This is a genomic window from Streptomyces sp. S186, from assembly GCF_051603415.1.
GTDB lineage: Bacteria > Actinomycetota > Actinomycetes > Streptomycetales > Streptomycetaceae > Streptomyces.
The window spans coordinates 1,155,472-1,175,549 of the sequence record NZ_CP193932.1 but is presented as its reverse complement, the minus strand read 5'-3'; the positions used below and the strand labels follow the sequence as shown (position 1 = coordinate 1,175,549).

The 20,078-nt window shown below is 74.3% G+C and carries 15 protein-coding genes; 7 read left to right on the top strand and 8 right to left on the bottom strand.

The features are described 5' to 3' along the window. The first annotated feature begins 41 nt into the window (after positions 1-41). Together ACRAS8_RS05150 and ACRAS8_RS05145 are read left to right on the top strand one after the other, a co-directional pair. Complete coding sequence (locus tag ACRAS8_RS05150) at positions 42-1,349, top strand: MFS transporter (protein WP_438484584.1); 1,308 nt, start codon at positions 42-44, stop codon at positions 1,347-1,349. Between the two features lie 453 nt (positions 1,350-1,802). Then, positions 1,803-3,203: an NADP-dependent succinic semialdehyde dehydrogenase gene (locus ACRAS8_RS05145; protein ID WP_438484583.1), complete on the top strand. Its 1,401-nt coding sequence runs from the start codon at positions 1,803-1,805 to the stop codon at positions 3,201-3,203. 61 nt (positions 3,204-3,264) lie between these two features. Here the strand turns inward: ACRAS8_RS05145 and ACRAS8_RS05140 are convergent, their stop codons facing one another. The 3 genes from ACRAS8_RS05140 to ACRAS8_RS05130 all read right to left on the bottom strand — a co-directional run bounded on the left by ACRAS8_RS05140 (position 3,265) and on the right by ACRAS8_RS05130 (position 7,919). Then, the gene (locus ACRAS8_RS05140) at positions 3,265-5,409 is read right to left on the bottom strand and encodes a SpoIIE family protein phosphatase (protein WP_438484582.1); all 2,145 of its coding nucleotides are present in this window, start codon (positions 5,407-5,409) and stop codon (positions 3,265-3,267) included. A 75-nt stretch (positions 5,410-5,484) separates the two neighbouring features. Continuing rightward, complete coding sequence (locus ACRAS8_RS05135; protein ID WP_438484581.1) at positions 5,485-6,270, bottom strand: crotonase/enoyl-CoA hydratase family protein; 786 nt, start codon at positions 6,268-6,270, stop codon at positions 5,485-5,487. Next, positions 6,270-7,919, bottom strand: a complete 1,650-nt coding sequence (locus tag ACRAS8_RS05130; RefSeq protein ID WP_438484580.1) for an acyl-CoA dehydrogenase family protein — start codon at positions 7,917-7,919, stop codon at positions 6,270-6,272. The genes ACRAS8_RS05135 and ACRAS8_RS05130 overlap by 1 nt, the downstream gene beginning before the upstream one ends. 76 nt (positions 7,920-7,995) lie before the next feature. On the opposite strand from ACRAS8_RS05130, the gene ACRAS8_RS05125 reads away from it, so the two are divergent. Together ACRAS8_RS05125 and ACRAS8_RS05120 are read left to right on the top strand one after the other, a co-directional pair. Further along, positions 7,996-8,745 (top strand): PaaX family transcriptional regulator C-terminal domain-containing protein, encoded by a 750-nt coding sequence (locus tag ACRAS8_RS05125; RefSeq protein WP_438484579.1) that lies wholly within the window; start codon positions 7,996-7,998, stop codon positions 8,743-8,745. A gap of 765 nt (positions 8,746-9,510) precedes the next feature. Next, positions 9,511-10,269 (top strand): transglycosylase family protein, encoded by a 759-nt coding sequence (locus ACRAS8_RS05120; protein ID WP_438484578.1) that lies wholly within the window; start codon positions 9,511-9,513, stop codon positions 10,267-10,269. A 220-nt stretch (positions 10,270-10,489) separates the two neighbouring features. Here ACRAS8_RS05120 and ACRAS8_RS05115 read toward each other — a convergent pair whose 3' ends face one another. Beyond that, on the bottom strand, positions 10,490-11,923 hold the full coding sequence (locus tag ACRAS8_RS05115; RefSeq protein WP_438484577.1) for an amino acid permease: 1,434 nt from the start codon (positions 11,921-11,923) through the stop codon (positions 10,490-10,492). An 87-nt stretch (positions 11,924-12,010) separates the two neighbouring features. Continuing rightward, positions 12,011-13,180: a lactonase family protein gene (locus ACRAS8_RS05110; protein WP_438484576.1), complete on the bottom strand. Its 1,170-nt coding sequence runs from the start codon at positions 13,178-13,180 to the stop codon at positions 12,011-12,013. A gap of 251 nt (positions 13,181-13,431) precedes the next feature. Between ACRAS8_RS05110 and ACRAS8_RS05105 the strand changes: the two genes are divergently transcribed. After that, positions 13,432-14,520 carry a tetratricopeptide repeat protein gene (locus ACRAS8_RS05105; RefSeq protein WP_438484575.1) on the top strand — a complete coding sequence of 363 codons (1,089 nt, stop codon included), beginning with the start codon at positions 13,432-13,434 and terminating at the stop codon, positions 14,518-14,520. Here the strand turns inward: ACRAS8_RS05105 and ACRAS8_RS05100 are convergent. After that, positions 14,414-15,838 carry a lipase maturation factor family protein gene (locus ACRAS8_RS05100; protein WP_438484574.1) on the bottom strand — a complete coding sequence of 475 codons (1,425 nt, stop codon included), beginning with the start codon at positions 15,836-15,838 and terminating at the stop codon, positions 14,414-14,416. The two genes, ACRAS8_RS05105 and ACRAS8_RS05100, sit on opposite strands and share 107 nt — an antisense overlap. 434 nt (positions 15,839-16,272) lie before the next feature. Here ACRAS8_RS05100 and ACRAS8_RS05095 point away from each other — a divergent pair, with 434 nt between their 5' ends. Beyond that, entirely contained in the window at positions 16,273-16,443 is a 171-nt protein-coding gene (locus tag ACRAS8_RS05095) for a hypothetical protein (protein ID WP_221912312.1), read from the top strand. 76 nt (positions 16,444-16,519) lie between these two features. Here ACRAS8_RS05095 and ACRAS8_RS05090 read toward each other — a convergent pair whose 3' ends face one another. Then, positions 16,520-17,095: a TIGR03086 family metal-binding protein gene (locus tag ACRAS8_RS05090; RefSeq protein ID WP_438484573.1), complete on the bottom strand. Its 576-nt coding sequence runs from the start codon at positions 17,093-17,095 to the stop codon at positions 16,520-16,522. A gap of 163 nt (positions 17,096-17,258) precedes the next feature. On the opposite strand from ACRAS8_RS05090, the gene ACRAS8_RS05085 reads away from it, so the two are divergent. Further along, positions 17,259-18,806 carry an AMP-binding protein gene (locus tag ACRAS8_RS05085; RefSeq protein WP_438484572.1) on the top strand — a complete coding sequence of 516 codons (1,548 nt, stop codon included), beginning with the start codon at positions 17,259-17,261 and terminating at the stop codon, positions 18,804-18,806. Between the two features lie 29 nt (positions 18,807-18,835). On the opposite strand, the gene ACRAS8_RS05080 is transcribed toward ACRAS8_RS05085, so the two are convergent. Continuing rightward, a complete protein-coding gene (locus ACRAS8_RS05080) occupies positions 18,836-19,675 on the bottom strand; it encodes a nitroreductase/quinone reductase family protein (protein ID WP_438484571.1) in 840 nt (279 codons plus the stop codon). Between the last annotated feature and the right edge of the window lie 403 nt (positions 19,676-20,078).

The window sequence follows — 20,078 nt, the reverse complement described above, 5'->3', positions numbered from 1 at the left end:
CGCCTATTCCATCGTGGCCGGGCGGCGTGGTTTACTGCCGCGTGCCCAGTACAACGACCTCCGACGCCCCGGCCGGCGACCAGGCCGGAACGGGCGAGAAGCCCCGAATACCGCTGCGCGGACGGATATTCGCCGACCTGACCCCGCTGCGCACCTCGCCCGACTACCGCCGCCTGTGGTGCGGCAACACCGTCTCCTGGATGGGCCAGCAGATGACCGCCCTCGCGGTCTCCCTCCAGGTCTACGCCCTCACCCGCTCCACCTTCGCCGTCGGCCTGGTGGGCCTGTGCTCCCTGGTCCCGCTGATCGTCTTCGGGCTCTACGGCGGCGCCGTCGCCGACACCGTCGACCGCCGCAAACTGGGCCTGGCCAGCGCCGCCGGCGCCACCGTGCTGTCCGTCGCGCTGGCCGCCGCGGCCCTGGCCGGCTACCACCACGTATGGCTGCTCTACAGCGTCGTCGCGCTGCAGGCCGTCTGCTTCGCGATGAACTCCCCGGCCCGCTCGTCGATGATCCCCCGGCTGCTGCCCACCGAGCAGCTGCCGGCCGCCAACGCCCTCCAGTCCCTCACCACCAACCTCGGCCTGATGGGCGGCCCGATGCTCGGCGGCGTGATCGTCGGCATGTGGGGCTACCAGGCGGCCTACCTCATCGACGTGGTCGCCTTCACCGCCTCGCTCTACGCCATGTGGCGGCTGCCCGCGATGCGGCCCGACCAGGGCGCGGGGCCGGCCCGCCGGGCCTCCGTCCTGGACGGCCTGCGCTTCCTCGCCACCCGCCCCAACCTGCGGATGACGTTCTTCTCCGACCTCGCGGCGATGGTGCTGGCCCAGCCCCGCGCGCTGTTCCCGGCGATCGCCGCGCTCTGGTTCGGCGGCGACGCCAGGACCGTCGGCCTGCTGGTCGCCGCTCCAGCGGTCGGCGCCGTGCTGGGCGGGCTGTTCTCCGGCTGGCTCGGCGGCATCCGCCGGCACGGCCTGGCCATCCTGCTGTCGGTGGCGTCCTGGGGCGCGGCCGTCGCCGCCTTCGGCCTCTCCCGGCACCTGTGGCTGGGCCTGTTCTTCCTCGCCGCCGCGGGCTGCGCGGACACCGTCTCGATGGTGTTCCGCAGCACCATGCTCCAGGCCGCCACCCCGGACGAGATGCGCGGCCGCCTCCAGGGCGTCTTCATCGTGGTGGTCGCCGGCGGCCCGCGGCTCGGCGACTTCCTCGCCGGTTCCGCGGCCGACCTGACCTCGCCCGCCGCCGCGGTGGTCGGCGGCGGCCTGGCCTGCGTCCTGGCCGTGACCGCGCTGGGGCTGGGCCGGCGCGCCTTCGCCCGCTACGACGCCCGGGACCCGCGGCCGTGAAGCCGGACCCGGAATCCGCCGTGCACACGGGCCATGAACGGGCCAGACTCGGGTACGGGGGCTGATAAGCCACCTGTCGACTCACACCGGAGGCCCGTCGTGCAGCGGCAAGAGCTCGTCCGCCGTGACCGCACACCCCACTGCGACCGGCAACCCCCGCCGGTCCCCCCGGACCCCGGAGGCCCACCCCCCGGGCCCGTCCCGGAGCCCCCGCCCGGCCCCGTCCCGGAGCCGCCACCGGGCCCCGCCCCGCCCGAACCGCTGCCCGGGCCGCCCGAACCGCCGGCGCCGCCCGAGCCGATCCCCCCGGAGCCCTCACCGGTGCCGCGCCCGCCCGGGCCCGATCCGGTCCCGGAGCCGTCCCCGGCCCCCCGCCCGCTCAGCCGGACGCCGGCGCCGTGCTCGTAGGACGCACCGCAGCGCCCCGACCACTTCGCCAAGGAGGTGCCGCACATGGCCATCGCCACGGTCAACCCGGCCACCGGCGAGACCCTCAAGACCTTCGACGCGTTCAACGCGGGCGAGATCGAGGACCGCCTGGTCCGCGCCGAACAGGCCTACCAGATCCACCGCACCACGTCCTTCGCCCGCCGCGCCGAACTCCTGTACCGCGCCGCCGACCTGCTGGAGGCCGACCAGGACGGCATCGCCCGCACCATCACCACCGAGATGGGCAAACCCCTCGCCCAGGCCCGCGCCGAGGCCGCCAAATGCGTCAAGGCGATGCGCTGGTACGCCGACCACGCCGAGGCGCAGCTCGCCGACGAACGGCCCGACCCCGCCGACGTTCACGACTCCGGCGCGGTCCGCGCGGTGGTGCGCTACCGCCCGATCGGCACCATCCTCGCGGTGATGCCGTGGAACTTCCCGCTCTGGCAGGTGGTGCGGTTCGCCGCCCCGGCCCTCATGGCCGGCAACACCGGGCTGCTCAAACACGCCTCCAACGTCCCGCAGACCGCGCTCTATCTGGAGGAGCTGTTCCGCCGCGCCGGCTACCCCGACGGCTGCTTCCTGACCCTGCTGATCGGCTCCGGCGCCGTCGAGGACGTCCTGCGCGACCCGCGGATCGCCGCCGCCACCCTCACCGGCAGCGAACCCGCGGGACGCTCGGTCGCCGCCATCGCCGGCGACGAGGTCAAGAAGACCGTCCTCGAACTCGGCGGCAGCGACCCCTATGTCGTCCTCCCCTCCGCCGACCTCGACAAGGCCGCCCGGGTCGCCGTCACCGCCCGCGTCCAGAACAACGGCCAGTCCTGCATCGCCGCCAAGCGGTTCATCGTCCACAACGACGTCTACGACGCCTTCGCCGAACGGTTCACCGAGGGCATGGCCGCACTGACCGTCGGCGACCCGATGGACGAGGCCACCGACGTCGGACCGCTCTCCAGCGAGCAGGGCCGCTCCGACCTGGAGGAACTGGTCGACGACGCGGTCCACCAGGGCGCCCGGGCGCGGTGCGGCGGCCGCCGCCCGCCCGACCGCCACGCCGGGTGGTACTACGAGCCGACCGTGCTCACCGGCGTCACCCCGAGCATGCGGATCCACCGCGAGGAGGCGTTCGGCCCGGTCGCCACGCTCTACCGCGTCGCCGACCTGGACGAGGCGGTCGCGCTCGCCAACGACACGCCGTTCGGCCTGAGTTCCAACGCCTGGACCCGGGACGCCGACGAACAGCGGCGCCTGGCCCGGGACCTCCAGGCCGGCGGGGTGTACTTCAACGGCATGACCGCCTCCCACCCCGGCCTGCCGTTCGGCGGCGCCAAGCGCTCCGGCTACGGCCGGGAGCTGTCCGGCCACGGCATGCGCGAGTTCTGCAACATGACGACGGTGTGGTACGGACCGGAGGAGGGGTGAGGGTCCGGGCGGGTTTCGACAGCCCATCTTCCTTGCCGGATGAGGGAGTTCAGGATCCGCCTCATCCGCCTCCGTTCGGCGCGTCCGGCAGGACGAACTCGCACCACAGTGCCTTGCCCGAGCCTCGCGGCTCCGCGCCCCACCGGTCCGCCAGCGCCGCCACCAGCAGCAGCCCCCGCCCGGAGGTCGCCGTCTCGCCGGGGCGGCGGAGCCGCGGCCACTGACTGGACCGGTCCTCGACCTCCAGCCGGATCCGGCGCGGGCTGCCGGGCAGCAGCTCCACCGAGACCAGGGCGCCGCTCTCGGTGTGGGTGAGGGCGTTGGCGATCAGCTCCGAGGCGGCCACCTCCACGTCGTGGGCGACCTCGCCCGCCCGCCACTGGTCCAGCGTGCGGCGCAGCGCCGAGCGGACCTCTGCGGTGCCCGCCGGGTCGGCCTGGTGGACGTGCAGCCGCATCCGCGGCGTCGCCGCCTCCCCGGGGATCGCGCTGCGGTGCAGCAGCAGGAGCGCCATGTCGTCGTCGGAGCCCGGCTCGGCCCACAGATGGTCGGAGAGCCGGTCGGCCAGCGCGTCCAGTGCCGCGGGACCGGCGCGGACCGCGGCCGAGAGCGCGTCGATGCCGGCGGTGATGTCCTGGCCGGGCTGCTCCACCAGCCCGTCGGTGCACAGCAGCAGCGTCGAACCGGGCTCCAGGAACAGCTGGGTCTCCGGGAAGTGGTCCTGCCCGAAGGCGGTGGCCAGGCCCAGTGGCAGCCCGCCGCTGATCTCCGGCCAGTCGATGTGCCGGGCGGCGTTGCAGATCAGCGGGCCCAGGTGCCCGGCCCGGGCCAGGTGCAGCGCCCCGGACTCCAGGTCGGCCTGGACGTAGGTGCAGGTCGCGAACCGCTCGGTCTCCAGCTCCGCCAGGAAGCGGGAGGCCCGCACCAGCACCGTCTCCGGGGTGTGGCCCTCGCTGGCGTAGGCGCGCAGCGCGATCCGCAGCTGGCCCATCACCGCCGCGGCATGCGTGTCGTGCCCCTGGACGTCGCCGACCACCAGCCCGGTGCGGCCCTGCGGCAGCGCGATCACGTCATACCAGTCGCCGCCGACGTCCCGGCCGACGCTGGCCGGGTGGTAGCGGACGGTGACCTCGCCGCCCGCGATGGGCGGCAGCCGGCGCGGCAGCATCGCCGCCTGCAACCCGGTCGCGAACTCCCGCTCCTGGTCGAAGAGGGTGGCCCGCTGCAGGGACTGCGCCACCACACCGGCCAGCGCCAGCGCCAGGTTCCGGGCCTCCGGCGACTGCACCGCCGGCTCGTGGTTGAACAGCCCCAGCGCCCCGAGGACGGTGTCCTGCGCGATCAGAGGCAGGAAGGCGGCGCTGCCGGTCGGCAGCACCTCGACGTACGGGCGCAGCCGCGGAAAGCGGGCGATCAGCTCGCCGCGGGTGCTCAGGAAGCTGGGCCGCCGGGAGCGCACCGCTTCGGACAGCGGGAGGGTGTCGTCCAGGCGCGAGTGTGTCATGTCGGCGGGCACCTCGCCGTCCAGCCCCGCGGCGGCGATCACCTCGAACCGGTCGTTCTCGACCAGGCCCAGCACCAGGGCGTCCGCGCCGAACCGCCGGGCGCCGCCGGCGCCGGTCAGCACCCGCGTCACGTCCTTCACCGACAGCGCGCGGGCCAGCGCCGCGGTGGTCTGCTGCACCATCACCGTCTGCCGCTGCCGCTCCTGCTGGAGGGAGCGCAGCAGCGCGGAGTCGGCCAGTTCGCTGGTGGCCTCCCGGACGATGCCGATGATCCGGTATGCCACGCCCTGCGCGTCGTGCAGGATCCGGCCCTGGGAGTGGGTCCAGCGCCGGGTCCCGTCGCGGCACTGGACCCGGAAGTACGCGCCGTAGGCGGAGTTGCCGTCCTGCAGGGCCTGGGAGAGCGCCGCGTCCAGCCGCAGGCCCTCCTCCGGCGGTACCCGGGAGATCAGCGACATCGGCGCGCCGTCGTACTCCCCGGGCCGCAGGTCGAAGACCTCCATGGCGCCGGGGTCGAGGTCCATGCGGCCGCTGTCCAGGTCCCAGTCGAAGGTGCCCATGCGGTTGAGCGACAGCCGTTGCCGCAGCCCGATCGGCTCGTGGTGGGACACCCCGGGTACCGCCTCCTCGACCCGGGGCGTGTCCCGGTCGGCACGGGGGTCGTAACCCTCCGCGGAGGGGTCGGGGGGCCGCTCGGCCATGCGAACACCTTAGGCGGGGCCCCGGTGACCCGCATTCCGTGCTGTGACGCCCCCCGGTGACGGCGTCACAGCACGTCACCGGGTGTCGTCGGCCGCCCCGTGCCGGCCGGCACCCGCCGCGAACCGTGCCGCGCCCGTCAGCGCCTCCGCCAACACCGCCTGTCCGTAGCGGAGTTCGTTGGTCAGGGCGGTCTCCTCGTCCCGGCCCTCCTGGTCCAGCAGGGCGGCCCGGTCGCTGCGCAGGCACGCCTGCGGGAGGCGGGCCAGCTCCGCGGCCAGCCGCTCCGCCGCGGCGCGGGCCGTGCCGGTGGGGACCACGCGGTTCACCAGCCCCATCTCCAGGGCCTCCGCGGCCGGCACCGGGCGCCCGGTCAGGACGAGGTCCATCGCCCGGCCCGTACCGATCAGCCGGGGCAGCCGCACCGTGCCGCCGTCGATCAACGGGACGCCCCACCGCCGGCAGAACACCCCGAGGACCGCGTCCTCCTCCGCCACCCGCAGATCGCACCAGAGCGCCAGCTCCAGGCCGCCGGCCACCGCGTGCCCGGCGACCGCCGCGATCACCGGTTTGCCGAGCCGCATCCGGGTCGGGCCCATCGGACCGTCGCCGTCCGGCGCGACGCGGTTGCCGCGGGCGGTGCCGACGGCCTTGAGATCGGCCCCGGCGCAGAACGTGCCGCCCGCGCCCCACAGCACCGCCACCCGCGCGTCGTCGTCGGCGTCGAACGCGCGGAAGGCGCCCGCCAGTTGACGGGCCGTCGGGCCGTCCACCGCGTTCCGGACGGCGGGCCGGGACAGCACCACCGTCGTCACCGGCCCGGCCCGCTCGACCCGCACGGCGGCGTCCGCCGCGCCCGTCATCAGGCGGTGTCCCCGCCGGTCCGGGCGCGCCCGAGGACCGCGGCGAGGTCGGCACCGGGCGGCAGGGTGCCGAAGGCGTGGCCCCACTCGCCGTCCAGCCGGGAGGCGCAGAACGCGTCGGCGACCGCCGGGGTGCTGTGCCGCACCAGCAGCGACCCCTGGAGCACCAGCGCCAGCCGCTCCGCCAGCGAACGGGCCATCAGCTGGGCCCGTTCGGGGTCGCCGAGCCCGCCGAGCAGCTTGCGCAGCCCGGCCACCGCCGCGTCCAGCCGCCGGTCGGCACCGGCCGCGGCCTCGACCTCGGCGAAGTACGCGTCCAGCGCCTCCGGCGCGCGGGACAGGGCACGCAGCACATCCAGCGCCGCGACATTGCCCGAGCCCTCCCAGATCGACAGCAGCGGCGCCTCGCGGTACAGCCGCGGCATCCCCGACTCCTCCACGTAGCCGTTGCCGCCCAGGCACTCCAGGGCCTCCGCCGCATGGGTGCTGCCCCGCTTGCACACCCAGTACTTCCCGGCCGCCAGCGCCAGCCGCCGCAGCGCCGCCTCCCCGGCGTCGCCGGCCTGCGAGCGGTCCACCGCGGCCGCCAGCCGCATCCCCAGCATGGTGGCCGCCTCCGACTCGACGGCCAGATCGGCCAGGACCGAGCGCATCAGCGGCTGCCGGTCCAGCTCCCGTCCGAACGCCCGCCGGTGGGCGGTGTGGTGCAGCGCCTGCCGCAGCCCCGCGCGCATCCCGGCCGCCGACCCCAGCACACAGTCCAGCCGGGTCATGTTCACCATCTCGACGATGGTCCGCACCCCGCGGCCCGGCTCACCGACCGGCCAGGCGACGGCGTCCTCGTACTCGATCTCGGACGAGGCGTTGGAGCGGTTGCCGAGCTTGTCCTTCAGCCGCATCAGCCGCATGCCGTTGCGGGTGCCGTCCGGCAGCACCCGCGGCACCAGGAAGCAGCTCAGCCCCTCGGCGGTCTGCGCCAGCGCGAGGAAGACATCGCTCATCGGGGCCGAGGTGAACCACTTGTGGCCGGTGAGACGGCAACTGCCGTCCCCGGCCGGCACGGCCCGGGTGGTGTTGGCCCGGACGTCGGAGCCGCCCTGCTTCTCCGTCATCGACATGCCCGCGATCAGGCCGCGCTTGGTGAGCGGGGCGCGCAGCCCGAAGTCGTAGCTGCGGGCGGCGAGCAACGGCTCGTACCGGGCGGCGAGTTCCGGGGCGGCGCGCAGCGCGGGCACCGCCGCGTAGGTCATCGAGATGGGGCAGCCGTGGCCGGGCTCGGCCTGCGACCAGACGTAGAACTTGGCGGCGCGCACCAGATGCGCCCCCGGGCGCCCGTCGGTCCACGGAGTGGCGTGCAGACCGTGTTCGACCGCGGTGGTCATCAGCTGGTGCCAGGCCGGATGGAACTCCACCTCGTCCACCCGGTGCCCGTAGCGGTCGTGGGTGTGCAGCCGGGGCGGCTGCTGCTCCGCCCAGCGCGCCTGGTCCTGCACCTCCGCCGAACCGGCCAGCGCGCCGAGCGCGAGCACCTCCGGCTCGCCCCACGCGCCGCCCTCCCGGCGCAGCGCCGCCAGCAGCGCGGGCTCGTCCGCGGCGCTGAAATCCGTCAGCGGCGGGGCCTGATTGGTTACCTCATGGGTGACGGTCATACCTCTCGACGTTACAGATTCTCAACGGGCGAAGGAAGAGCGTAAGGCCGTGCCGGGCCGTAGACTTTCCGCACCCATGAACGACGCCCCGCCCGCCCTCCGGCCGCTGACCGCCCGCTCCGTGGTGCTGAGCACCCTCCTCGGCCATCACCCGCCCCGGCTGCCGGTGCGCGTCCTGGTGCGGGTCGGCGAGCTCTTCGGCATCGCCGAGGGCACCGTCCGGGTCGCGCTCTCCCGGATGGTCGCGGCCGGCGACCTCCGGCAGAGCGCGGGCGGCTATGCGCTGACCGCCCGGCTGCTGGCCCGGCAGGCCCGGCAGGACGAGAGCCGCGCACCGCGGACCCGCCCGTGGCACGGCGCCTGGGAGATCGCCGTGGTCACCGCGGACGGCGGCCGGCCGCCCGCCGAACGCGCCGCGCTGCGCCAGGCGATGGCCGCGCTGCGGCTGGCCGAGCTGCGCGAGGGCAGCTGGCTGCGCCCCGCCAACCTCGACCGGCCCCGCCCGGCGGTGGCCACCGCGCAGTGCACATGGTTCACCGGCGCCCCCGACGGCGACCCGGTCGCGCTCGCCCGTGGCCTGTGGGACCTGGACGGCTGGGCGGCGCACGCCCGGGAACTGCTGGCCGCGCTGGACCGCGCCGCCACCCCCGCCGACCGCTTCACCGTCGCCGCGGCGGTCCTCCGCCACCTCCTGACCGACCCGCTGCTGCCCGAGCCGCTGCTGCCGGACGGCTGGCCGGGCGCCCTGCTCCGCTCCCGCTACGACGCCTTCGAGGCCGAATTCCGGGAGCTGCTCCGGCACTTCCTGGACCCTGCCGACGGCTAGGGCGCGTCTGCTCCTGGTCCGTCGGGCAGCCCCGGACCTTGATCCGCCGGGCGCCCGGCCGTCGCCAGTGCGCTTGCCCCGCGCACGTGCCACCCCGTTGGCGCGGTGCTTCCCGGGCCCCGCGGGCGGCGGGTCGGCGGGGTGGAGGGGCGCACGGGCGGCGCGGTGACGCGTGGGGACGCGGGGCATGCGGGCACGGACGGGGGCGTACGGAGCGGGTCGCCCGGGACGGGGCCGGTGCGCCGGGCCGGTTCGCGCCGCGCCGCGGGCCGGCGCCCCCGCCACGGCCTGCCAAGTTCAGGTAAAACCCCGGTGGTTGCACCGCCCCGACGGCCGTGCGCGGTGTGTGCGGCCCCCGCCGCGCGTATGCACCGAGGCGGGCGGATGCACAGGGCGTAACCCCCCGGAGTCGAACGTGCGAGCGGTTGCGGCTCGGTCCGGGGCCCCGGGCACGAGGGGTGCGCCCCTACCCGCCGGGTCCGTGCGCCATGCGGAGGATTTCGTCCGCCCGCCGACGGTGAGGGGGCAGACCGCCCGGCGGAGGCGCTACCGCGCGCTCTGCCGGTGTCGACGCGGCCCGTGGTTGTCTCTTCCTCGTCGAATTCGACGGCCCGGAGAAAAACACCCGACGAACCAATAACCCCAGAATCCCAGAACTCGCCGAAATCGCTGACATCTCTGCGCGCTCACCGAAATGCCGGTATCTCCGGTATTCGGCGCGAGCGACACCTCAGTACGCACAGCACAAGCGACGGGAGCACGCACATGAAAACTCAGCAGGTGCCGGAAACGCAGGAATCGCCGGAATCCCAGGTGTGCCGGGCGGCGGAAAACCGCGAACCGGCGGACCGGGCCGCACGCGGTGAGGCACTGCGCGGCCGGGGGGCCCGCGGCGTCACCGCGGCCGCCGTCCTGCTGGCCGCCGGCGCGCTGGGCGCGGTCTCCGAGGAGCCCGCCGAAGCCGTCAACAGCGGCACCTGGGACCGCCTGGCCCAGTGCGAAAGCGGCGGCAACTGGCGGATCGACACCGGCAACGGCTTCTCCGGAGGGCTGCAGTTCGGCCACTCGACCTGGCGTTCCTACGGCGGCGGGGCCTACGCGGGCCGCGCCTCCCGGGCCACGCGGGAGCAGCAGATCCGGGTCGCCGAACGGGTGCTGTCCCGCCAGGGCTGGGGCGCCTGGCCCGCCTGCTCGGCCTCGCTGGGGCTGCACGGCGCCTCGCACGGCGGCGGCGCACACATTCTCCCGGCCCGGCCGAAGGCCGTCCCCGAGCACACGCACGGCCGGCACCACCGGCCGCAGGTGCAGTCCCACCACCAGGCGCGGCCCTACAAGAAGGCACCGCTCAGGATTTCCGGCGGTGTGGTGGTGGTCAATGCGGGGGACACCCTGAGCGGAATCGCCGTCGTCCACGGAAAATCCTGGCGGGAAATCTACCGGCAGAACCGCCAGGTTATCGGCGAGGACCCGAACCTCATCTATCCGGGCACCCGACTGCATGTCGACGTCTCCGCGCAGAGGTGACGGCCGGCGGCTGACGCGCCGCCGTGTACAAGCCTCCGCCGACGATGTCGCCGGGCCTCTGGAAAGGGAACACCGAGGGGAATGCTGAGGGAAACTGCAGGATTACCACGGCATTCTCGGAGGGATTTCAGGAGGAATTGCCTGGGGATTTCGGAAGCCGAGGTGTGAGGGGGAGGGCCGGCCGTCCGTGGCGCCGCGGACGGCCGGCCCGAGAAAGGATCTACTTCCGCCGGACCCGCCGGCGGATTTCATAGGCGGCCAGCACGACACCGAGCGTGAGCAGACTCAGCCAGAACTGCGCCCGGCTGTCCGGCAGTACCGCCATCGCCCCGATCACCAGTGCCATCAGCGCCACGGTCAGCCGGCTGAGCCAGGGGAAGCCCCACATCCGCAGGGTGAGCCGCGCCGGTTCTTCGCGTTCCAGCCGGCGCCGCATCCGCAGTTGCGTCACCGCGATCGCCAGATAGACGAACAGGGCAATGGCGCCATAGGAGTTGATGAGGAAGGAGAAGACCACATCCGGCGAGAGCCAGGCCGCGAGCACCGACAGATAGCCGGCCGACGTCCCGGCCAGCAGCGCGCGGCGCGGCACCCCGCTCGCCCCGACCTTGGTGAGGCCGCGCGGTGCGTCCCCGTTGCGGGTGAGCGCGAAGAGCATCCGGGACGAGGTGTAGAGCGCGGAATTGAGGCAGGAGAGCACCGCGACCAACACGATCGCATTCATCACCGTGCCGGCCGCGGGAACCGCCAGCCGGTCCAGCACCGCCGCGTAAGGGCTCACCTCGATCGCCTTCGACGTCCACGGCACCACCGCGACCACCACGAGGACCGACAGCACATAGAACGCCACCACCCGCAGCACGATCGACCGGATGGCGCCGGCCACCGCCCGCTCCGGCTCGACCGATTCCGCCGCGGCGATGGTGACGATCTCGGTGCCGGTGAAGAAGCCGACACAGGGCACCACGGCGGCCAGCACGGCCCCGGCGCCGGCCGGCGCGAAACCGCCGTGCGCGGTCAGCCGGTCCAGCCCGCCGCTCGCCCCCGGCCACAGCCCGAGCACGAAGAGCGCGCCCAGGGAGAGGAACACCACGATCGCCACGACCTTGATCGACGAGAACCAGTACTCGAACTCGCCGTAGGAGCGGGCCGACACCAGGTTCGTCGCGGTCAGCAGCGTCATCAGCACCAGGCTGACCGCCCACAGCGGCACCCCGGGCAGCCACAGCCGGATGATCCGGCCGCCCGCCACCGCCTCGACCGCGACCACCACGACGAAGAAGTACCAGTACAGCCAGCCCACGGCGAACCCGGCCCGATGCCCGAGGGTCTCCCGGACGTGCGCGTAGAAGGAGCCCAGCGCCGGGCGCGCCACGGTCATCTCGGCGAGCATCCGCATGATCAGCACGGTCAGCGCGCCGGCCGCCAGGAACGACACCACCGCGGCCGGCCCGGCGGACCGGATCACCACCCCGCTGCCGACGAACAGCCCGGCCCCGATCACCCCGCCCAGCGCGATCAGCTGCATATGGCGGCGCTTGAGGCCCTGGCGCAGGCCGGTGCCGCCGGGGTCCGCCGCCGGGTCCGCCGGTCCGGGCGGCGGCGCCGCGGTGTCCGGCGTGGTACCGCCGGAAGGTGTGGTTCCCGTACTCATGGGGCGCGACGCTAACGCGCCAGTCCTGCGGGGCTGTTGCCGCAGTGTTTCAGCCCGCAGGGCCCACCGCCGGCCGCCGGCCGCCGGTCACAGCGGCAGTACGCAGACCGCCATCGGTGCCGCGAACGGCTCGCCGGCCCGCGTCAGCGCCCCGGTCCGGGCGTCCACCGCGAAGACCGTCACCGACCCCGACTTCTGGTTCGCGGCGAACAGCCACCGCCGGTCCGGCGAGAACGCGATCTGCCGTGGGAAGTCGCCGCCCACCGGCACCGTGTCCAGCAGCCGCAGCCGGGCCCCGCCCTCCTCCACGGCGTACCGGGTGAGGCTGTTGTCGCCGCGGTTGGCGAGGAAGGCGAACCGGCCGTCGCCGGTGACCAGGAGCTGGGCCGGGTAGCTGACGATCCCCGGCGCGGTCCCGGTGGACTGCGGTGCCCCCGGCGCAAGCCGCCCGTCGCGCGGATCGTAGGCGCAGACCACCACGGTGTTGTCGACCTCGTTCGCCAGATAGGCATGGCGGCCCGCGGGGTGGAAGGTCAGATGGCGGGGGCCGGCGCCCGGCCGCAGCGTGGCGTACGCCACCTGGGCCAGCGTCCCGGCCCGCGGGTCGAGCCGATAGGTGTAGACGGTGTCGTTGCCGAGGTCCACGGCCAGCACATGGCGGCCGTCCGGGGCGGTGACGATCTGGTGCGCGTGCGGCCCGGTCTGCCCGGGGCCGGGCGGCGGGCTGTCGTGGACGACCAGGTCGGTACGCGGTCCCAGCGCCCCGGTGCGGCGGTCGATCGGATGGACGGCCACGCTCCCGGAGAGGTAGTTGGCGCTCAGCAGCCACCGGCCGCCGGGGTGCACCGACACATGGCACGGCCCGGCGCCGCCGGTGGGCCGGCTGCCCAGCACCACCGGCCCGCCGCCGCGCCGCAGCGCGACCGCCGTCACCGCGCCGTCCTCCCGCTCGTCGACCGCGTAGAGCGTCCGGCCGTCCGGGGCCGGCGCCAGGTAGGAGGGGTCGGGGACGCCCGGGAGCACGCCGGTGGCGGTGAGGGCGCCGGTTCCGGGGTCGTAGCCGGCCAGGCCGATGCCGGTGCCGCCGCCCGGTTTCGAGGTGTACGTCCCCAGGAAGAGCGGCCGCGGCCGCCGCTGCCCGGCCCGCGCGGGACCGCCGCCCCCGGCCGCCACCGCGACCCCGGCCGCGCCCGCCCCGAGCGCCCCGACGAACCCCCGCCGCCCGATCCCGCCGCGCACCCGTGCCGCCTCACCCATGCCACACCTCCGGTCCGGTGCCCGCCCGGCAGTCAGGGTGGCCCGATCCTCAAAGCCCCGCAAGGGACGGGCACTTGAGCCCCATCAGCTACGGCCACCCCGAGTACCCCGTACATCCCGATGATGACCACCACCTGGCGCGTAGCACTCCAGTCGTACGCGACAACCCATACGTGGACTGATTCGCTGCCCCCTGCACCTTCCGTACGTTCGTGACCAAGGAAAACGCATGATCGAGAGGCCACGGATCGATGTACGGCAAGGCATTCGCCCCGGAGTACCAGGGCGAACTGGGCTCGGCGCTGAGCGTGAACTCCTCCTACGAGGAGGTACTGGCCACGGCGCACCGGACACTCGCCGCCGCGGACACCGCGCTGGAGCGGTCCCGGGCCCAGCTGGCCGTCGCCGAGGCCAACCGGCGGCTGGGCCGGGCGGACGCCGCCGGCGCCGCCTGGCGGGCCGCCTACCGCAGCGGCCGGACCGCCGGCGACTCGGCCGCCATGGCCTGGGCCCTGTGGAGCGGCGGCACCCTGGCCCGCCAGTGCGGCACCCTGCCGCTGGCCCGGCGGCTGCTCGCCCACGCGGTGGCGCTGGCCGAGACCGGCGGCGACCGCCTCGCGCACGGCTACTCCCTCGCCGGCCTCGCCGAGACCGGCCGCATACAGGGCGACTACGAAGCCGTCGCCGAACTGCACGAGCAGCTCCTGGCGCAGGCCCGGGCGCACGGCGAGGCCCGCCACATGGTCTGGGCGATGTCCGGCATCGCCCAGATGCACCGCAACACCGGCGAGCACGGCAGGGCCCTGGAGCTCTTCGAGGAGTCCGCCCGGATCGCCGCCGAGGCCGACGACTTCCGCGGCCGGGCCTGGTCGCTGCGCGGCGTCGCCGACGTGCTGTCCGTCCGCGGCGAGCCGGACCGGGCACTGGCCCTGCTCTCCGAGGCGGAGACGATCTGCCGCACCATGAACCTGGCCGGCGCGCTCGCCTACAACCACAAGATGCGCGGCAACGTCCTCTACCGCGCCGGCCGCTACGCCGAGGCCCGCGACACCTACACCCTGGCGCTGGGCGAGTTCCGCGCGATGGAGGAGCCGCGCGGCGCGGCGCTCTCCCGGCTCGGCCTGGCCAAGTCCCGCGCCCGCCTGGGCCGCGACCGCACCCGTACGCTGCACGAACTCGACGCCCTGGAACGGGACTTCGCCCGCATCGGGCTGCGGCACGCCCGTGAGATGGTCATCGCCTTCCGTACAGAGCTGACCGCGACACCGGCGGCAGGAACTCCCGCTCCGCGCTCCGGTGCCACCACTGTCCGGTCTCCCGCAGTTCCCGCCAGGTCGTGAAGCGGTAGCGGAAGACCCGGGCCCGCACCCGCGCGGGCGGCAGATCGGGGAACGGATTGCGGCGCAGCAGCCGCAGGGTGTCCCGGTCGTTCTCCAGCAGCCGCGCCACGAACGGCACGAACCACGACCGGGCATAGCCCGGCGAGAGCGCCGCGAACCACATCAGCCAGTCCAGCCGCAGATGGTAGGGCGCGAACTGCCGGGGCAGGTGCCCCGGGGCCCCCGGCTTGCCGTGGAACTCGTAGGCGTGCCAGGTCGTGCCGGGGCCGGAGACCGCGTCCTCGGTGCCCTCGACGACGATCTCCCGGCGGACCCGGGTGATGCTGCCGAACGCGCCGTAGGAGTTGACCAGGTGCAGCGGCTCGTAGGAGGTGTTCATCAGCTGGCCCCGGGACACCAGGTTGCGCGCCGGGCGGTAGCTGAGCGCGACGACGCCGGCCGCGGCGGCGCTCACCACCGCCTCGAACCACACCGGCGCGGCGCCGGGTGCCGGCGGCGGGCCGCCCCACAGCGGGGCGGCGGCCGACAGAGCCAGCGCGATGGTGATCCAGTTCAGCCAGGCGAAGTTGCCGGACAGCACCAGCCACAGCTGGGTGGCGGCCATCCCGAGAGCCGCCCACCCGGCGACCGGCTGCGGGGTGAACAGCAGCACTGGCAGCACGAGTTGGGCGACGTGGTTGGCGGCCGTCTCGACCCGGTGCAGCGGCTTGGGCAGGCGGTGGAAGAACCAGCTGAGCGGGCCCGGCATCGGCTGGGTCTCATGGTGGTAGTAGAGGCAGGTCAGATCGCGCCAGCAGCGGTCCCCGCGCATCTTGATCAGCCCGGCGCCGAACTCCACCCGGAAGAGCAGCCAGCGCAGCAGCCACATGATCAGCACCGGGGGAGCGGTGTCGGCGTTGCCGAGGAAGACCGCCAGCACCCCCGACTCCAGCAGCAGCGTCTCCCACCCGAAGCCGTACCAGGTCTGCCCGACGTTGACGATCGACAGGTACATCGCCCACAGCACGGCCCACATCGCCATCGCCGCCCCCAGCGGCACCGCGTCCGCCGCCCCGGCCGCCACCGCCGCCGCCAGCGCCGCCCCGCTCCAGGCCCAGCCCGCGAAGAAGCGGTCGGAGTAGTGCAGCTGGAAGACCGACGGGGACAGCCGGAACGGCACCCGCGCGGTGAAGTCCGGGATCGGCAGCATCCCCCGGGAGCCCAGCAGCGCCCGGAACTGACGGGCCGCGGCAACGAACGCGACCAGGTAGAGCACCGCGAGCAGCCGCTGGAAGACCAGGCGCCCGAGCCATGAACCGGGATCCGAGAACCATTCCACCCGCCCATGGGTAGCACCGGGGCCACCGGCCGGGGAGACGGCGCGCAGAGACGCCGCGCGGGAAACAGCCTCGCGCACCGGCCCCACCTGTCCACGTTAGGGAACGGGCGCGGGCCGGCAACCGGGGAGCCGCGCGGGCGGTGCAGTAGAGGGGCTGACGGCCGGTCGGGTGAATGACGCAGCGTGGCCGCGGGCCCGCGGCGGGCCGTGGCACCCGGGTGCTTTTTCCGCCTTCGCGCGCCGTGCCGTTGTCGCCGCAAAAAGGCGAGCGGTCCCCGGGCGGCGCCGATATCCTGGAAGGTGACGGACGACCCTCCTGGGAGACGCCAACACCATTGGCCCGTCGCGGGAACGCCACAAACCCTGGCCGACCTCCCGGTTTGTGAACAAGGCGCCACCGCGTCGGAACCAATACCCCGAAGAAGGAGTGCGTGGTGGCAGTGCACAAGGCTCAACACAAGCAGCCCCGTCTGAAGCAGGGCGAGCGCCCAGGGCGTATCAAGGAAGTCCGCAATCTCGAAGCCTGGGACCGCTGCGGCCCGGTCCGTCTGGCCGGCTGCGAGGAGGATCCCGTCGAACCGCACATCGTCCGCGGCATCGACTGACCGGGCCGCGGGCGCCCGCCGGCCCCGGCCCCTCCTCTTCTCCGGGGGCCGGGGCCGGCGGCTGCCACTGACGCGGTCAGGGCCGCCGGCCGAGCAGACACAGCAGCCGGGTCAGCTCGTCCGCGTCCTCGGGCGGCTCGACGGGCTCGGCGAACAGCCCGGTGGCCGCCAGCGCCTCGGCATACGGCTCCACCTCGCGCAGCGCCGCGTTCACCAGGCGGTCCGGCAGCCGCTCGTCGGCGCCGATGGCCCGGGAGAGGTCCCAGGTGTGCACCACGGCGTCGGCGGTCATCTGCGTGCAGTACGCGTCGGCTGGGGTGGTGCCGTAGGAGAGGTGGACCGAGCGGTGCAGTGCGCCCGGCTCGGCGAACGCCGCCCTCGCCGCCGCGGCGGCCCGGTCCCACGCCCCCACCGGGTCCTCCCCGAGCTGGTCGCCGTCGAAGTCCCCGTCCACCGCGGCGATGGTGGAACCGTCCCGCACCAGGCGGGGCACCCACATCTGCTCCGCGGTGAGGTGGTTGACCAGGTCGAACACCGACCACTGTGTGCACGGGGTGGGCGCCTCCCACTGGTCCTCCCGGACGGCGTGGACCCGCTCGCCGAAGAGCGTCAGCGCCTCGGCGTGGGTGCGCAGGATGTCGTTGTTGCCCATGGTCCCGAGGATAGGAGCGGCCACCGGCCACGGCGCCCGGTGCGGGGCGATCGGAGCACGGCGCGGGGATGGCGCGGTGCGCTCTGGTGGCCGCCCGGCGGTTGGCGCTTCAATGAGCCGGACCGGTGTGCGCCGGTCCTGGCCGCTCCCTCCTGGAGGCACCATGGAATCCGTCGCACCCCCCGCCATCCGCTGCGCGGGACACACCCGCGGCTACCCGGAGTTCCTCGACCGCGCCGCCCGGATCGCAACGGGCCTGGCAGCATGGGGAGTCGCCCCCGGCGACCGGGTCGCCGTGGTGCTCCGCAACGAGCCCGCACACCTGGAGATCACCACCGGCGCCGCCCTGCTCGGCGCCGCCGCCGTCCCCGTCAACTGGCACTTCCGCCGGGACGACCTGCGGCATGTGCTCACCGACAGCGGCAGCACGGTGGTCTTCGTCCACACCGACCTGCTGGCCGAGGTGACCGCCGTGCTCCCCGACGGCGTACGGGTCGTCGAGGTCGCGGTACCGCCCGGCGTGGCGGCGGCCTGCGGGATGACCGCCCCGCCCGTCACCGGCCGGTTCCCCGTCCTCGACGACTGGCTGGCAGGCCGGACGCCGCTGGAGCGGCCCGCCGGGGACCGCCCGCCCACCGTCATCTACAGCTCCGGAACGACCGGGCGGCCCAAGGGAGTTCTGCGCGAACCGGTCGGCCCCGAGCTCCTCGCCGAGGCGGTGGCGCGCTTCCTGGAGTACTTCGCGGTCGCCCCCGGCGGCCGGACCCTGATCCCGGCCCCGCTCTACCACGCCTCGCCCAGCCAGCACGCGGTCCTGGCGCTGGCGGCCGGCCTGGACATCACGCTGATGCCGCGCTTCGACGCGGAGGAGTTCCTGCGGCTGGTCGAACGGCACCGCATCGAGCAGGCCCAGGTGGTACCCACCATGTTCGTACGGCTGCTGCGGCTGCCCAAGGACGTCCGCGAACGCTACGACGTCTCCTCCCTCACCTCCGTGGTGCACGCCGCCGCGCCCTGCCCGCCGCACATCAAACACGCCATGATCGACTGGCTGGGACCGGTCCTGCGGGAGTACTACGGCGGCAGCGAGACCGGCGCGGTGACGTGGTGCGACAGCGCGGAGTGGCTGGCTCACCCGGGCACCGTCGGACGCGCCCAGGGCACCTGCGAGGTCCTCGTCCTCGGCCCCGGCGGGAAGGAGCTGCCACCCGGCGCCACCGGCGAGATCTACGTCCGGCCCGCCGACGACTGGCCGCGCTTCAGCTACCTCGGCGACCCGGACAAACGCGCCGCCATGGAGGCGCCGGGACGGCCGGAATTCGTCACCCTCGGCGACATCGGCCATCTCGACGAGGACGGTTACCTCTACCTCAGCGACCGCCGCAACGACCTGGTGATCTCCGGCGGCGTCAACATCTACCCGGCGGAGATAGAGGGCTGTCTGCTGGCCCTGGACGGGGTGCGGGACGCGGCGGTGTTCGGCATCCCCGATGAGGAGTTCGGCGAGGCGCTCGCCGCCCACCTGGAGACCGACCCCCGGGTCCGGCTCACCGCCGCGGCGGTCCGCGCCCATGTCGCCGAACGGCTCGCCGCGTACAAGGTGCCCCGGACGGTGGTCTTCGAGGAGCGGCTCCCGCGCGACGAGTCCGGGAAGCTGTTCAAACGGCGGTTGCGGGACCCGTATTGGGAGGGCCACGGCCGCCGGATATGAGTCCCGCGGCCGCCGCCCGTGCGCCGAGGTCAGCCGGCCGCCGCGTCCAGGACGGGGATCAACTGCTCCTCCTCGTAGGTGAGATGGGCCTCCAGCGCGTCCGTCAGCCGTTCGACCTCGGCCCGGATGCCGCCGGGTGCCGCAGCCGGCTCGGCCAGCGCCCGGCGCAGCTCCTCAAGGAGCGCGGCGATGCTCCGGTGTTCGGCGTCCAGCCGGTCCAGCACCGGGGCGAGGTCCGGGCGGTGCCGGCGGAGCGCGGGGAACATCATCCGGTCCTCGCCGGTGTGGTGGTTGTCCAGACCCTGACACAGCGTCAGGCAGTTGATCCGCAGCTGCGCGCCGAGCACGGAGCCGGAATCCGCCAACTCCCGGCGGAGGGTGGCGAGCTCGCGCCGGAAGCCGTCGTGGACGAGGCGCACGGTCGCGCCCGGCGTCGCCCCGGCGAAGCGCGGCGGACCGGCCTGAGCCGGCGTCAGCGCCACCACCGGGAGAGTGCGGCGGGTCTTCGCCTGGTACGCGGCCCAGCCCGGGTCGGCCTCCACGGCGCGGGCGAATACCTCGTCGCGCTCCGCGCCGGTCAGCACCACGGCCTCCGCCTCGTAGGTGAGGACCCCGGCCTCGACGGTCACGCGGGGGTGGGCGACGAGGTTGTGGAACCAGGCCGGGTGGTGCGGTGCGCCGCCGGCCGAGGCGATGACGAGGATCCGGTCCCCGTCGGGGAGATAGCCGACCGGGGTGGTGTGCCGGGCGCCGGTGCGGGCGCCGGTGGTGGTCAGCAGGACCAGCCGGCCGCCCTCGAAGGGGCCGCCGACCCGGCCGGCGTTGGCCCGGAACTCGTCGATGACCTGCTGGTTGAAGTTATGGGGCATGAAAGGTGCGTCTCCAGGGAGGATGTGCCCAGGGCGAGGCCGCGTGGGCAGGGTGAAGTGACCGCACGACGGCGGTGCGGCGCGGCAGGGCGCGGCACGGCGGCAGGCGTGGTGCGGGAAGCGGAAGCGCGCGGAACGGCCGCGCGGGGAAGAGAAGCGGGGAAGAGAGCAGGACACGCGCCTGACGCGCGCGAAAGAAGAGGTGGGAGGGGCGGAGGCGGGTCTCTCACCCGCCGCGCGGTCACGAAGTGACCGGGCGCCTCACTCGCTCATGGCCCATGGCCGACCCGGTAGTCACGGCGCCAACGCTACGTGCACAGACGTGCGAAGGCAAGGTCGCGAAGGCAAGGCAAGGACCGTGAACCGGGGCCGGTGGCCCCCTGATCGACGCCGCCTGGCCCCC